Origin of the sequence: Streptomyces sp. NPDC001339, assembly GCF_042895955.1 — a bacterium.
In the GTDB taxonomy this organism is placed as follows: Bacteria; Actinomycetota; Actinomycetes; order Streptomycetales; family Streptomycetaceae; genus Streptomyces.
The window spans coordinates 127210-139706 of sequence record NZ_JBIAWT010000002.1; the positions used below are offsets into that span (position 1 = coordinate 127210).

The following is a 12497-nucleotide window of genomic DNA, read 5'->3' on the forward strand; positions in this document are numbered from 1 at the left end:
CGATCGACGTCGCACCTGAACCCGTAACGGCCCGATCCGGCGAGGGTCTGGAACCCGTAAGGGTCTGAACCGGCTCGGCTCCGGATTGCATGCCGTTTGATGCCATGTATCCCGGAGCCGCTGGGTATTTCGGTGAGCGGGTGGAGTGGAGCTCCGTGGACTTCTCCGCGGGTATCGCCATCCGCGCGCATTCCTGTAAGGCACGAGGCAGGGGAACATTCTATGAGGCAGGTCGCACGCAAGGGCCTGATCACCATGGCGGCAGCGGGCGGGGTACTCGCCGCGGCCGCAGGCTACGCACACGCGGACACCGGAGCCACTGGAGGCGCGGTCAACTCGCCCGGTGTGGCATCCGGCAACAACATCCAAGTACCGGTCGATGCACAGGTGAACGCCTGCGGCAACACCATCAATGTCGTCGGGCTGCTCAATCCGGCCTTCGGCAACGGCTGCGGCAACGGCACCGGCACCGGCGGCAGTCACCACAGCGGTACGCACCAAGCGGGCCGGCACCAGGACGGTCAGCACGGTCAGGGCCAGCACCAGGATCAGGGCAGGCACCACGATCAAGGTCGGCACCATGACCAGGGTCGGCAACACAGCGGCTCCGGGGCCGAAGGCGGAACCGCCAACTCGCCGGGTATCGCCTCCGGCAACAACGTCCAGGCACCGGTCCACATCCCCGTGAACGCCTGCGGCAACACCGTCGACGTCATCGGGCTGCTCAATCCGGCCTTCGGTGGCGACTGCGACAACGGCACATCGGCGACCCCGAGCCGCCCGGACCAACCGGGAAACCCGGATCACCCCGGGAACCCGGACCACCCTGGAAACCCGGGTCACCCGGACAAGCCGCAGCACCCGGGCACGCCTGGCAACCCCGGGACGTCGCCCGCCACGGGGACGGCACACCACCCGGGCGTCCCTGGCGCCCCGGGCGCACGGCCGCAGACCGCGTCGCAAGCCAAGGTCGTGACACCCCACGCCGAGCAGCTCGCGCACACCGGAGCCGGGGCGATCGGCTACGCGGTCCCGGCCAGCGCCGGGCTGCTGCTCGGCGGCGCGGTGCTCTACCGGAAGGCGCGTACCGCCCGCCGATGATCAGCCGCGCCTAGCGCCCTGATCAGCCACACCCCGCGCACCCGCGCACCACGGAGCGGGCCCCACCACCCCGGGGCCCGCTCTCCCGCACGCACACGCCTGCACACACCCCCTCACCCCCGTCCGCATCCCGTATCGATCACGCCGCCTCCCACCCGATCACAGACCAAGACGCCCCCCAGCGGCCTCCCCCCAACGGGGGCATGGCGCCCCTCCAGTAGACGCTGGCATAACGCCCCCGAACTGCGGACGCGAACTGCGGACGCCCCTCGCATCCGCATCCCCTGGCGCATGCCCGCATGCCCCGTCGGTTGCCCCCGATCGGTGCCGCACGCCCCACCCTCCCCCCCCACCCCCTACCCGCCCGCGCCGCTCACCACGTGGCGCGGAACTGGCGGATGATCCGGCGACGCAATCGCACCTTGCGGCTACCGTCCGGGTTCAGGCGCAGTCGGTCCAACTCCCAGTGTCCGTACTCGGCATGGTCGGTCAGCAAGCGTGTGGCGGCCTTCCGGGAGATCCCCCGAGGCACGTACACATCGCAGAATTCGTATTCCGGCATCGCATCTATTGTGCGGGACCGGCCCCGGTACGGATAGCGTCTGCACTATGTCTGATGCTGCGCAGCCCTCCGCTGCCGAGGTACGTGCCGCCGCCGAGGCGGTCAAAGCCGCGCTGGACCGTCACCTCGACGCGGTCGAACGCCGCTCGGGACCGGACGACCCGGCTGTCTACGCCGCGTTCGACGAGCTCGCCGCGGCCGCCGAGCTCTACGACGAGCTGCTCTACGACACCTATGACGAGGTCACCCCCTTCGAGATCCCCGGGAACGACACCCTGCCCGCCTACGCGGGCCCCGAGGAGCCAAGCGCGCTGACGGTGCTGATTCGGCGCGACTACACCGTCGCCGAACCGCAGCGTCTGCTGCATCAGGCACAGCGCATCGCCGACCTCGACCCGGACGCTGCCGATGGCGCGATCGGTATGGCCGGCACGGCAGGCGACGGCGCGGATGCGGACGCTGCTGCGGTGGTCGGCAGCAGCGTGCATGCGGCGCTCGGTGTCCTGTTCGGAGAATTCGAACCTGACGAGATCGCCTCCCGGCACCAGGAGTTCGGCTTGGAAGAGGGCGACTCCACCCTGTGGGTGGCGGCCGCCGACGACCCGGCCGAGCCCGGGGAGTGGCTCTCTGCCCCGTTCGACCAGGCGGATCCCCAACGGGTGGTATGTCGCTTCGACGTCAGCGCGGTCTTCGATGAGGAACTCGACGACGGCGACGATGACGGCGACGGGGACGAGGCGCTGGAGACGCTCGACCACGACGGCTGATCCTTGGGGTTACCTCCGGCCTCCTCGGGGTACCGCCCGCCCTCGCCCCCTCGTGCCCTCCCGGGCGCGCCCCGTCGCCCGTTCCTGGTTGTGTCGCGTTGGCGTTGTTGTCGCGCTGCGGCCGGGGGTGGTTGACGGGGCGGGGCCGGGGCGTTGCGGGGGCTGGGCGGCGTCGGGAATTGGGGTGCTGGGGTTGGGGCGGGGCGGGCTCGGGGTCGTCGGGGTCGGGAAGGGTGTGGGGGCTTCCGGGGGTGTGGGCTTGGCGTGGGGGTTTTGTTGGGTTGGGTTGGGTGGCGCGTGGTGGCCTTGCTGGGGCCGCCTCTTCCTTGTTACGGCAACGATTACGGAGAGTTATTTGTTCCTGGCTGTGTGTGGCTTTCTGTGATAGTCGAGCGGGGGGATGGGTTGGTTTGGGGGAGTGCCAGGGGCTGGTGCTCAGGGGGTTGGTTCGGGGTGGGAGGTTTGGTGGAGGAGGGTGCGGAGGCGGGTGGTGCGTTCCTTGGCCGGGAGGCTGGTGACGGCGTGGGGGAGCGCCTGGTCGGCGCCTTGGACGACGGAGAGATGGCGTTCGCCGCGGCTGAAGGCGGTGTAGACCCAGGCCCGGGTCAGGCCGCCGGTCGCGTCGCCGGGGAGGACGACCACGGCCGCCGGCCAGCGTGATCCGGCTGCCTGGTGGGCGGTGAGTGCCCAGCCGTGGCGTACTGCTCCGGCTTCCACCTGCTCGCGTGGTACGACGACGGCGGAGCCCGCGCAGTCCAGATTCAGGCCGGTGGCATCCGCGCCGGTGACGGTGCCGGACACCGTACGGCCGGGGGCCGGGGTATAGGCGATGCGGTCGCCGGGGTCGAAGCCGCCGAAGCGGCCGGGGCCGGGGTTGAGGCGTTCCTTGAGGGCGGTGTTGAGCGCGCGGGTGCCGGCCGCGCCGCCATGGCCGACCGTGATGACCTGGGTCTGGTCGGCGGGGAGGCCGAGGGCTCGGGGTACGGAGTCGGCGACCAGCTGGACGGTGCGGTGCACCGCTTCGCCGGCGTCGCGCACCGGGACGATCACCACCTCCTTGCCGGGTGCTTCGACCTCGTTCAGTTCGCCGATTCCGATGCCCGAGACCAGTTCGCCGATCGGGCCGAAGTCAGGGGTGCGGGAGGCGACTTGGGGGCAGAAGCGGGCCGCGAGGAGATCGGCGAAGAGCCGGCCGGGGCCGGTGGACCACAGGACGCCGGGGTCGCCGCTGAGCACCAGGCGGGTGCCGTCGGTCAGGGATTCGACGAGCAGCGCGGCGGTTTCCAGGTCGAGTTGGGGAGCGTCCAGCACGACAAGGAGATCGAGGGCAAGGGTGCCGTCCTCGTCCCGGCCGGGGCCCTGCCGGCCGGAGAGCAGCCCCGATACGGTCACGGCCGCCGTGGTGGGGTTCGCCGTGGTGGATTCCTGGGCGGGTTCGCCCGGCGCCAGTTGGGCGAGGTGTGCGGCCAGGCGTCGGCGGCCGTTCTCGGTGTGGGTGGCGCCGAAGGCTCGTAGGCCCAGCGAGCGGGCCGCGGTGATCAGCGCGGCGGGCTCGGCGCGGGCCGCCTCGGCGCCCGTGTGGGTCACCAGGCCGCTGAGCGCGGTGGCGCGGATCAGTTCCGCGGCCGACGGTGAGGGGGCGGCAACGGCTGCGGCCTCCCAGTCGGCGGGGGAGGGGGAGGCGGCGAGGGGGGCGGTGCCGCTTCTCTCGGCCGGGGGGCCGTCGCCCGGGGCGTCGGTTTCGCGGGGCTCTTCGAGGGGCTTCTCGTGGGGTTCCTCGTGGGGCTCGGCTTCGCCCGGGGGCTGGGTCTTGTCGGTGTTCTCGGCGCCCTCGTGGGTGTTCGTGGTGCCGGTGCCGCCGTTCTCGGTGTCTGCGATGTCTTCGGCGTCGTCTTCGGCGTCTGAGGGTGGCTCGAAGGTGTTCAGCAGGCGCCCCAGGCCGTCGGCGACGCTCTCCTCGGCCATGGCGTAGCGGTCCAGGGCGAGGAGGAGCCGGACCGGCGGTTCCTCTTCCTCGTCATCGGCTGTCGCGGGGTGCGCCCGGCCCGGTTCATCGATCGCGTCCTGGAAGACCAGTACCGACCCGTCCGCGATGGCGGTCTGCAGTGCGTCATCGGGGTCGGGCACCGCGCGCTGGGCGAGGGCCGCACGGAGCGCGGCGGCTTCCAGCGCGGAGTGGCCTGCGAGGGCGGCTTGCTCCAGCAGCCAGCCGATCAGTGCCTGTGCGCGCCGTTCGTCGTCCGGTCCGGCGGCGGGGCCGAGCAACGCCCGTGCGAACCCGTCGGCCTGTTCGGGGCGGACTCCGGGCACGGCGAGCAGCTGCCACGGGTCCTCGCCGAGTGCCTCGGCGGCCCGTTCGCCGAGCACCTCGGCGGTCCGCTCGGCCAGCGCCTCGGGGGCGCCGCCCGCGGCGAGGACCTGCCGTACGCCGTCGAGGCCGGGGGCGGCGGCCACGGCGGGACGGGGCGGGGCGGAGGTGGCCGGAACGGTGGCCGGTGTGGTGGTGTCGGCGGGCGGGGGAGCGGCGTGGCCCGAGAGGGGCGTCTCGGGCGGTACGGCTCCCGTCCCCACGGGCGGCGTGGCGGTGATGGCTGTCGCGTCGGTCGGCACGGGGGGACGGGCCGGGCCTTCGGTGTGGTGGGAGGGGTGCTGCCGGGCCGCCTCCGGGGCGGCACCGGACGGTACGGCCGGGCCGGCCTGTGGCCCGGGACCGCCGGGGGCCGGGGCGCCCTCGGCGGGGCCGCGGGCAGCCGGGGGTGCCCCGTTACCGGGGGGTGCGGCTGGTCCGGCGGGGCGGGGGGCCTCGGCGAAGAAGGAGGCTGCGGAGCGCTCGCCGCGCTCCACGGCCCGTACGGCAGCCGCCAGCGCCGCCGCGGTCGCCTTGGCCGGCGCGGCAGCCGCCGGGGGCTTGTGCCCCGTAGCGGTGTCCGTCCCGGGGGCGTCCGCGGTCCCGGCCGCGCCCTCCTGCTCGGGCGGGGTCTCGGCGGCGCGGCGGTCGGTACTCACAGGGTGCTCCAGTCGTGGTCGGGGTAGCGGTGCACCGGAGCCGACACATCGTCCAGCGCCCGGCAGATTTCGTCAGGAAGACTAAGGCTCTCCACTGACAATGCCGCTCTGAGCTGCTGCGCTGTGCGCGCACCGAGGATCGGGGCGGTCACTCCGGGCCGGTCGCGGACCCAGGAGAGCGCGACCTGGAGCGGGGTGACGGCCAGTCCGTCGGCGGCGGTCGCCACCGCCTCGACGACCCGGCTCGCGGGCTCGTCGAGGTAGGGCGCCACGAACGCCGCCAGGTGATCCGAGGCGCCGCGCGAGTCGGCCGGGGTCGCGTGGCGGTACTTGCCGGTCAGTACCCCCCTGCCGAGGGGTGACGACGGGAGTACGCCGATGCCGAGGTCGAGGGCGGCGGGCAGCACCTCGCGCTCGATGCCGCGCTGCAGGAGGGAGTACTCCATCTGTGCGCCGGCCAGCCGGTTGCGTATACCGGGCGCCGCGAGCTGCCAGGTCGCGGCTCTGGCGAGCTGCCAGCCCGAGAAGTTCGACACCCCGACGTAGCGGGCCCGGCCGCTGGTGACGGCGAGGTCGAGGGCCTGGAGCGTCTCGTCCAGGGGGGTCCGCGGATCGAACGCGTGCAGCTGCCACAGGTCGACGTAGTCGGTGCCGAGCCGCCCCAGGGAGGCGTCCAGCGCGGCGAGGAGGTGGCGCCGGGAGCCGTCGACGCGGCGGTCCGCCTCCAGGACGCTGCCGGCCTTGGTGGCGATCACCAGGTCGTCGCGCGGGACGAGGCTCTCCGCCAGCCGGCCCAGGAGGTATTCGGCGCCGCCGTCGGCGTAGATGTCGGCGGTGTCCACGAGGGTGCCGCCGGCCTCCCAGAACGCTTTGAGCTGGTCGGCGGCTTCCTGCTCGTCCGTGCCGCGGGCCCAGTTGAGGGTGCCGAGCCCGAGCCGGGACACGCGAAGGCCCGTTCGGCCGAGGTGCCTTTGCTCCATGACGCCTGACATTACGCGCCACGGTCGCGGAACAGGGGACCTGTGGATAACCCGCCGGTGACGCCTTGTGGCGGTGCGCGCTACAGTCCCCCGCGACAGCGACGTTACTGGTTGGTACGCCGGCGTGTGCGCACCGGTGACGGCACATCGGAGCCGGTACATGCCGGTATCGGTACGTGCCGGTGCCGGTGCCGGCACGTCGCTGCTTCGGAATCGGTAGATCTGCAGGTCGGTAATCGGTAATCGGTAAGGGGAGCGGTATGCGGCTTGGCATCAACCTCGGCTACTGGGGCGCCGGGATGGACTCCGACAATCTCGCGGTGGCGCAGGAGGCCGACCGCCTCGGCTACTCCGTCTGCTGGGCGGCCGAGGCTTATGGCTCCGACGCCGCCACCGTGCTCTCCTGGGTCGCCGCCCGGACCGAGCGGATCGACGTCGGCTCGGGGATCTTCCAGATCCCGGCACGTACGCCCGCGATGACCGCGATGACCGCCGCCACCCTGGACTCGCTCTCCGGGGGCCGTTTCCGGCTCGGCCTCGGCGTCTCGGGACCGCAGGTCTCCGAGGGCTGGTACGGCGCCAAGTTCGACAAACCGCTGGCGCGCACCCGCGAGTACGTGGACATCGTCCGTAAGGCGCTGAGCCGCGAGCGGCTGTCCTACGAGGGCGAGCACTGGACGCTGCCGCTGCCCGGTGGTCCCGGCAAACCGCTGAAGCTCACCGTGCACCCGCAGCGTGCGCACATCCCGCTGTACATCGCCGCGATCGGCCCCAAGAACCTCGAGCAGACCGGTGAGATCGCCGACGGTGCGCTGCTGATCTTCCCGTCCGCCGACCACCTGGAGGAGACCGCGGTCGCGCACCTGCGGGCGGGCCGTGCGAAGGCGGGCCGGACGCTGGACGGCTTCGACGTCTGCCCGATGGTGCCGCTGGCCGTAGGACCCGCCGGCGGGGACAAGGACATCAGCGCGCTGGCCGACATGTTCCGCCCGTACACCGCGCTGTACGTCGGCGGGATGGGCAGCCGCCGGCAGAACTTCTACAATCGGCTCGCGCAGCGCATGGGTTACGAGAGCGAGGCCGCCGAGGTCCAGGACAAGTACCTGTCCGGTGACAAGGACGGTGCCGCCGCGGCGATCCCGGAGCGGCTGATCGACCAGACCACGCTGCTCGGCTCCGTCGAGCGGATCGCCGACCGGATGCAGGCGTACGCCGCGGCCGGTGTGACCACCCTGACGCTGGCGCCGGCCGGTTTCACCCTGGAGGAGCGGCTGGCCTCGCTGCGGGCCGGCGTGGAGGCCCTGGAGCGCGCCGGGCTGGCATAGGGCTTCGGGGACCCTTAGGGGGTGTTCGAACGGATCCCCTAAGGGGCGCGAGCACCCCCTGCGGGGCCACAACAAGGCGGGGGCGGGCGGAATTCCCGGGGTTTTGCCACCCGGCGCTCCGGGGCGCCGGGTCCGGGAGCCCGTGGCCGTGGTGGGGGCTCGGGGGGCCTTCCCCGCCACGGCCGTCGTGCTGCACAACGCCGCCGTCGGCGCGCGGTTACGTGCCGCCACCGGGTGCGTATCCCCCCAACGGGGGAACGAGCGGCCCCTTGGGTTGCCGCGTACGGCACACGTCACTTGACTGGTTCTTTACGAGTGTCTGGATTCTTTGCGGGTGTCTGGATTCTTTACGGGTGTGTGGTTCCTTCACGGGTGTGTGGCGGGTGTGTGCATGCGGAGGTGGCTCAGATGATCTCGGCCCGGAGCCTGTTCCAGGAGATCGTCGACAACGACAACTCCTACCGTCTGTTCTGCTCCATCGCGGCCAGCGGCGAGGCCCAGGGCGGCTGGGAGAACGGCCGGATCGCCGCGCTGCTGCCCGCCTCCCTGCGTGACCTGGCGCCCAAGGTCACCCGGCACGGTGCCGACGAGGACAAACACGGCCGGATCTTCCAGGCCCTGATGCGACGGCGCGGACTGACCCCCGCCGACGTCCCCGGAGAGACCGACTACACCATGCTGCTGGAGCGCCGCGGCATCGGGCTCGCGCATGACAAGCTGCGTCGCGACGAGCCGCTCACCGAGCTCGACGTCATCACGTACCTCGCGCACAGCCGGGTGACCGAGCAGCGCGCGGCCGAGCAGATGGCGATGCTCAAGAAGCACTTCGGCGACCACCCCGAGGTGGGCAAGGCGGTCCGGATGATCGCCAACGACGAGGACAACCACCTCGCCTACTGCCACGAGGAGCTGCTGGGGCTGGCCCGCGCCGGGCACGGCCGTACCATCCAGCGGATCCTGCGCGAGTGTGCCCACGCCGAGATCGCCGTCTACCGGGACGTCAGTCTGGCCGTGATGGACCACATGGGGCGCATCCTGCGCTGGCCGAAGGCGAAGTCCGCGGTGCTCGCCGCCGGGATCCGGGCGATGTACGGCTATGAGCGGCTGATCGGCTGGCGGCGGATGGTCACCCTCCGGATGCCCGAGCGGCGGAACGCGCTGGGCGGCCCGGCCACCTCGGCACCGGAGTTCGTCTGAGCCACAGCCGACGAGCCACAGCCGGCAAGTCACAGCAGGCGAGTCACAGCCAGCCGCGGTGTTTGAACAGCCGGTAGAGGCCCACCTCCAGGAGGGCCATCAGCACCAGGACCGCCGGGTAGCCCAGATGCCACCGGAGTTCCGGCATGAAGGCGAAGTTCATCCCGTAGACCCCGGCGATCATCGTGGGGACGGCCGCCAGCGCCGCCCAGGCCGAGATCTTGCGCATGTCGTCGTTCTGCCGCACGCCCATCTGCGCCAGATGGGCGGCGAGAATGTCCGACAGCAGCCGGTCGAGGCCCTCCACGGACTCGTTGGCCCGGATGAGGTGGTCGCCGACGTCGCGGAAGAACGGCCGGGCGTGGTCGTGGATGAACGGCACCCCCGGGTTCTGCAGCCGGGCCATCGGCTCCGCCAACGGGCCGGTCGCCCGCCGGAATTCCAGTACCTCGCGTTTGAAGGAGTAGATCTCGGCGGCGGTGTTGCGCACGTCCCGGCCGCGCATCGGGGCGAACACCTCCGCCTCCAACTCCTCCAGGTCCGCCTGGAGTTCCGCGGCCACCTCGATGTAGTGGTCGACCACGGCGTCGCTCACCGCGTACAGCACCGCGCCCGGGCCGTGCCGCAGGATCTCCGGGTGCTCCTCCAGCCGGTGCCGCACCACCCCCAGCGGGCTGGCCTCCCCGTGCCGTACGGTCACCACGAACGCGTCGCCCACGAACACCATCACCTCCGACGAGGTCACGGTGTCCGCCTCGATGTCGTAGGTCACCGGCTTCAGCACCATGAACAGCGAGTCGTCGTAGACCTCCAGCTTGGGCCGCTGATGCGCCTTGAGAGCGTCCTCGACCGCCAGCGGGTGCAACGCGAACTCGCTGCTGGCCAGCGTGAACTCGTCCGCCGTCGGCTCGTACAGGCCCAGCCACAGGAAGGAGTGGCCCTCGGCCCGCGCCGCCTGGAGAGCCTGGGAGAAGTCCGCCGCGCAGTCCGTGCGGCGGCCCTCCCGGTAGACGGCGCAGTCCACGATCACATCTCGCATTCTCGCGCGGACCCCCGCCCTCCGCCAGGAAGCGCCCGCCATCCGCCGGAAGCCCCTCCCCGGCCCCCTCCCGGCCCCCGCCCTCCGCCGAGAAGCCCGGACACCATCCGGGAAGCCGGACACCTGCCGGGAACGCGCCCCCGAACGTAGGCTGGCGGCCATGCCCACGCTGATCCTGGTGCGGCACGGCCGCTCCACCGCCAACACCGCCGGGGTGCTCGCCGGACGCGCCCCCGGAGTCGCCCTCGACGAGCAGGGTGCCGCCCAGTCCGCCGCCCTGCCCGCGCGGCTGGCGCAGGTGCCGCTGGCCACCGTCGTCTCCAGCCCGCTGCAGCGCTGCCGGGAGACCGTCCAGCCGCTCCTGGAGGCCCGCCCCCGGCTGGCGCTGCACATCGAGGACCGGATCACCGAATGCGACTACGGCGACTGGTCGGGCCGCAAACTCGCCGAGCTCCACGACGAGCCGCTGATGGAGGTCGTCCAGCGGCACGCCTCCACGGCCGCCTTCCCCGGCGGCGAGACGCTGCGGGCCATGCAGGCCCGCGCGGTGGACGCGGTGCACGACTGGAACGCCCGCATCGCGGAGGCCCACGGCCCCGAGGCGGCCTACGCCATGTGCTCCCACGGCGACATCATCAAAGCGCTGGTCGCCGACGCACTGGGCCTGCACCTCGACCACTTCCAGCGGATCTCCGTCGAGCCCTGCTCGGTCACCGTGATCCGCTACACCCGGCTGCGCCCCTACCTCGTCCGCCTCGGCGACACCGGCGACTTCGGCTCGCTGGCGCCCCGGGACGACGGCGCCGTCGCCGCGGACGGCAGGGACGCGGCCGTCGGGGGCGGTACGGGCGCGGCGTGATCAGCCGGAGCAGTAGGGTGGTGCGACGGCGCTGCCCGCCACGCCCCCGCGATCCGCGGGACGTGCAGCGACCGCAGTGACCCGCAGTCGAGCAATCGGAGCAGGACCTTGTCCCGTCAGGTGTTCTTCTACGACGCGCCGGACCGCTTCGTGGCCGGTACGGTCGGGTTGCCTGGCCGCCGCACCTTCTACCTCCAGGCCACCGCGGCCGGCCGCACCACCAGCGTCGCCCTGGAGAAGACCCAGGTCGCGGCGCTCGCCGAACGGATCGACGAACTCCTCGACGAGGTCGTACGGCGCAGCGGCGGCAACGCCCCGGTGCCCGCCGTCTCCCCGGCCGAGCTCACCGACACCGCCCCGCTGCAGACCCCCGTCGACGAGGAGTTCCGGGTCGGCACGATGGCGCTGGCCTGGGACGGCGAGGACGAGCGGATGATCGTCGAGGCGCAGGCCCTGGTCGAGCTCGCCGCCGACAGCGAGGAGGACCTCGCCGACGCCGAGGAGCGGCTCCTCCAGGACGACGAGAACGGCCCGCCGATGCTGCGGGTGCGCCTCACCGGGGCGATGGCCAGGGCGTTCGCCAAGCGGGCGCTGGACGTGGTCAACGCCGGCCGCCCGCCGTGCCCGCTGTGCAGCCTGCCGCTCGACCCGGAGGGACACGTATGCCCGCGCCAGAACGGATACCGGCGGAACGCCTGAGCGCCCCGGAAGCGGCCGTGGAACCGTCCGGGCAGCTGCCCCGCCCGCCCCGTCCCGTCGGCCCCCAGGACGCGCCGACGGCCCCGCCGCGGCCCGCGCCCGGCCTGCCGGACGCCTTCCTCGCCGACGGTGAGCTGACCGTGCGCGGCCGTATCCAGGAGGCGTCCAACACCGTGCTGTACTGCACGGTCGCGTACGACGGCCGCACCGCCGCCTGCGTCTACAAGCCGGTGGCCGGCGAACGGCCGCTGTGGGACTTCCCCGACGGCACCCTCGCCCAGCGCGAGGTCGCCGCCTACGAGGTCTCCCGCGCCTGCGGCTGGGACCTGATCCCGCCGACCGTGCTGCGCGACGGCCCGTACGGCACCGGCATGGTCCAGGAGTGGATCGAACCGCCGGAGAGCAGCGGTGAGGTACCCGGACTGCTCGCCCTGGTGGAGGGCGACGAGCCGGACCCCGGCTGGAAGGCGGTCGGCTACGCGCAGGTCGTCGCCGGCCGCACCGCGCTGCTGGTGCACGCCGACCACCCCCGGCTGCGGCGGCTGGCGGTGCTCGACGCGGTGATCAACAACGGTGACCGCAAGGGCGGCCATCTGCTGCCCGGCACCGACGGACGGTTCTTCGCCATCGACCACGGCGTCACCTTCCACACCGAGGACAGGCTGCGCACGCTCCTGTGGGGCTGGGCGGGGGAGCCGCTGACCGAGGAGGCGCTGGAGGTCCTGCGCGGCCTGCGGACCGCACTGGCGGACTCCGGCCCGCTCGCCGCGCGCCTGGCCGGCCTCCTCACGGACGCCGAGACCGAGGCGCTGCGGGCCCGGGTGGACGGGCTGCTGAGCGGCGGCCGGCACCCCGAGCCGAGCGGCGCATGGCCCGCCATCCCCTGGCCGCCCGTCTGACCGTCGTCGCGGCACACCCTCCACACACCCCTGCACACCGGCCTGTCAAGCGCAAGACCGCCT

11 protein-coding genes are annotated in these 12497 nt (G+C 72.6%); 7 read left to right on the forward strand and 4 right to left on the reverse strand.

Annotation, left to right across the window (positions count from 1 at the left end):
• Nucleotides 1-222: 222 nt before the first annotated feature.
• On the forward strand, nucleotides 223-1101 hold the full coding sequence (locus tag ACFY12_RS05775) for a chaplin family protein (protein WP_390714487.1): 879 nt from the start codon (nucleotides 223-225) through the stop codon (nucleotides 1099-1101).
• Nucleotides 1102-1474: 373 nt separating this feature from the next.
• Here ACFY12_RS05775 and ACFY12_RS05780 read toward each other — a convergent pair whose 3' ends face one another.
• A complete protein-coding gene (locus ACFY12_RS05780; RefSeq protein ID WP_390714488.1) occupies nucleotides 1475-1663 on the reverse strand; it encodes a DUF5703 family protein in 189 nt (62 codons plus the stop codon).
• Nucleotides 1664-1710: 47 nt separating this feature from the next.
• Here ACFY12_RS05780 and ACFY12_RS05785 point away from each other — a divergent pair, with 47 nt between their 5' ends.
• Entirely contained in the window at nucleotides 1711-2430 is a 720-nt protein-coding gene (locus ACFY12_RS05785) for a hypothetical protein (protein WP_390714489.1), read from the forward strand.
• Nucleotides 2431-2865: 435 nt separating this feature from the next.
• On the opposite strand, the gene ACFY12_RS05790 is transcribed toward ACFY12_RS05785, so the two are convergent.
• Both ACFY12_RS05790 and ACFY12_RS05795 read right to left on the reverse strand, forming a co-directional pair.
• Nucleotides 2866-5436: a helix-hairpin-helix domain-containing protein gene (locus ACFY12_RS05790; protein WP_390714490.1), complete on the reverse strand. Its 2571-nt coding sequence runs from the start codon at nucleotides 5434-5436 to the stop codon at nucleotides 2866-2868.
• On the reverse strand, nucleotides 5433-6416 hold the full coding sequence (locus tag ACFY12_RS05795; RefSeq protein ID WP_390714491.1) for an aldo/keto reductase: 984 nt from the start codon (nucleotides 6414-6416) through the stop codon (nucleotides 5433-5435). The genes ACFY12_RS05790 and ACFY12_RS05795 overlap by 4 nt, the downstream gene beginning before the upstream one ends.
• 260 nt (nucleotides 6417-6676) lie before the next feature.
• Here ACFY12_RS05795 and ACFY12_RS05800 point away from each other — a divergent pair, with 260 nt between their 5' ends.
• Both ACFY12_RS05800 and ACFY12_RS05805 read left to right on the forward strand, forming a co-directional pair.
• Nucleotides 6677-7741 (forward strand): LLM class F420-dependent oxidoreductase, encoded by a 1065-nt coding sequence (locus ACFY12_RS05800; protein ID WP_390714492.1) that lies wholly within the window; start codon nucleotides 6677-6679, stop codon nucleotides 7739-7741.
• A gap of 408 nt (nucleotides 7742-8149) precedes the next feature.
• Nucleotides 8150-8938 (forward strand): ferritin-like domain-containing protein, encoded by a 789-nt coding sequence (locus ACFY12_RS05805; RefSeq protein ID WP_390714493.1) that lies wholly within the window; start codon nucleotides 8150-8152, stop codon nucleotides 8936-8938.
• Between the two features lie 43 nt (nucleotides 8939-8981).
• Here the strand turns inward: ACFY12_RS05805 and corA are convergent, their stop codons facing one another.
• Nucleotides 8982-9977 carry a magnesium/cobalt transporter CorA gene (gene corA / locus ACFY12_RS05810; protein ID WP_390714494.1) on the reverse strand — a complete coding sequence of 332 codons (996 nt, stop codon included), beginning with the start codon at nucleotides 9975-9977 and terminating at the stop codon, nucleotides 8982-8984.
• 160 nt (nucleotides 9978-10137) lie between these two features.
• On the opposite strand from corA, the gene ACFY12_RS05815 reads away from it, so the two are divergent.
• From ACFY12_RS05815 to ACFY12_RS05825, 3 genes are all read left to right on the forward strand, one after another.
• The gene (locus ACFY12_RS05815; protein ID WP_390714495.1) at nucleotides 10138-10836 is read left to right on the forward strand and encodes a histidine phosphatase family protein; all 699 of its coding nucleotides are present in this window, start codon (nucleotides 10138-10140) and stop codon (nucleotides 10834-10836) included.
• Between the two features lie 108 nt (nucleotides 10837-10944).
• Nucleotides 10945-11535, forward strand: coding sequence for a DUF3090 domain-containing protein (locus ACFY12_RS05820; protein ID WP_390714496.1), 591 nt, complete (start codon nucleotides 10945-10947; stop codon nucleotides 11533-11535).
• The gene (locus ACFY12_RS05825; protein WP_390714497.1) at nucleotides 11499-12434 is read left to right on the forward strand and encodes an SCO1664 family protein; all 936 of its coding nucleotides are present in this window, start codon (nucleotides 11499-11501) and stop codon (nucleotides 12432-12434) included. Before ACFY12_RS05820 ends, ACFY12_RS05825 begins: the two co-directional genes overlap by 37 nt.
• The last annotated feature ends 63 nt before the right edge of the window (nucleotides 12435-12497 follow it).

Excerpts from the sequence above, each read along its gene's own strand:
- ACFY12_RS05775 (WP_390714487.1), top strand. The coding sequence starts at position 223 with ATGAGGCAGGTCGCACGCAAGGGCCTGATCACCATGGCGGCAGCGGGC.
- ACFY12_RS05780 (WP_390714488.1), bottom strand. The coding sequence starts at position 1,663 with ATGCCGGAATACGAATTCTGCGATGTGTACGTGCCTCGGGGGATCTCC.
- ACFY12_RS05785 (WP_390714489.1), top strand. The coding sequence starts at position 1,711 with ATGTCTGATGCTGCGCAGCCCTCCGCTGCCGAGGTACGTGCCGCCGCC.
- ACFY12_RS05795 (WP_390714491.1), bottom strand. The coding sequence starts at position 6,416 with ATGGAGCAAAGGCACCTCGGCCGAACGGGCCTTCGCGTGTCCCGGCTC.
- ACFY12_RS05800 (WP_390714492.1), top strand. The coding sequence starts at position 6,677 with ATGCGGCTTGGCATCAACCTCGGCTACTGGGGCGCCGGGATGGACTCC.
- ACFY12_RS05805 (WP_390714493.1), top strand. The coding sequence starts at position 8,150 with ATGATCTCGGCCCGGAGCCTGTTCCAGGAGATCGTCGACAACGACAAC.
- corA (WP_390714494.1), bottom strand. The coding sequence starts at position 9,977 with ATGCGAGATGTGATCGTGGACTGCGCCGTCTACCGGGAGGGCCGCCGC.
- ACFY12_RS05815 (WP_390714495.1), top strand. The coding sequence starts at position 10,138 with ATGCCCACGCTGATCCTGGTGCGGCACGGCCGCTCCACCGCCAACACC.
- ACFY12_RS05825 (WP_390714497.1), top strand. The coding sequence starts at position 11,499 with ATGCCCGCGCCAGAACGGATACCGGCGGAACGCCTGAGCGCCCCGGAA.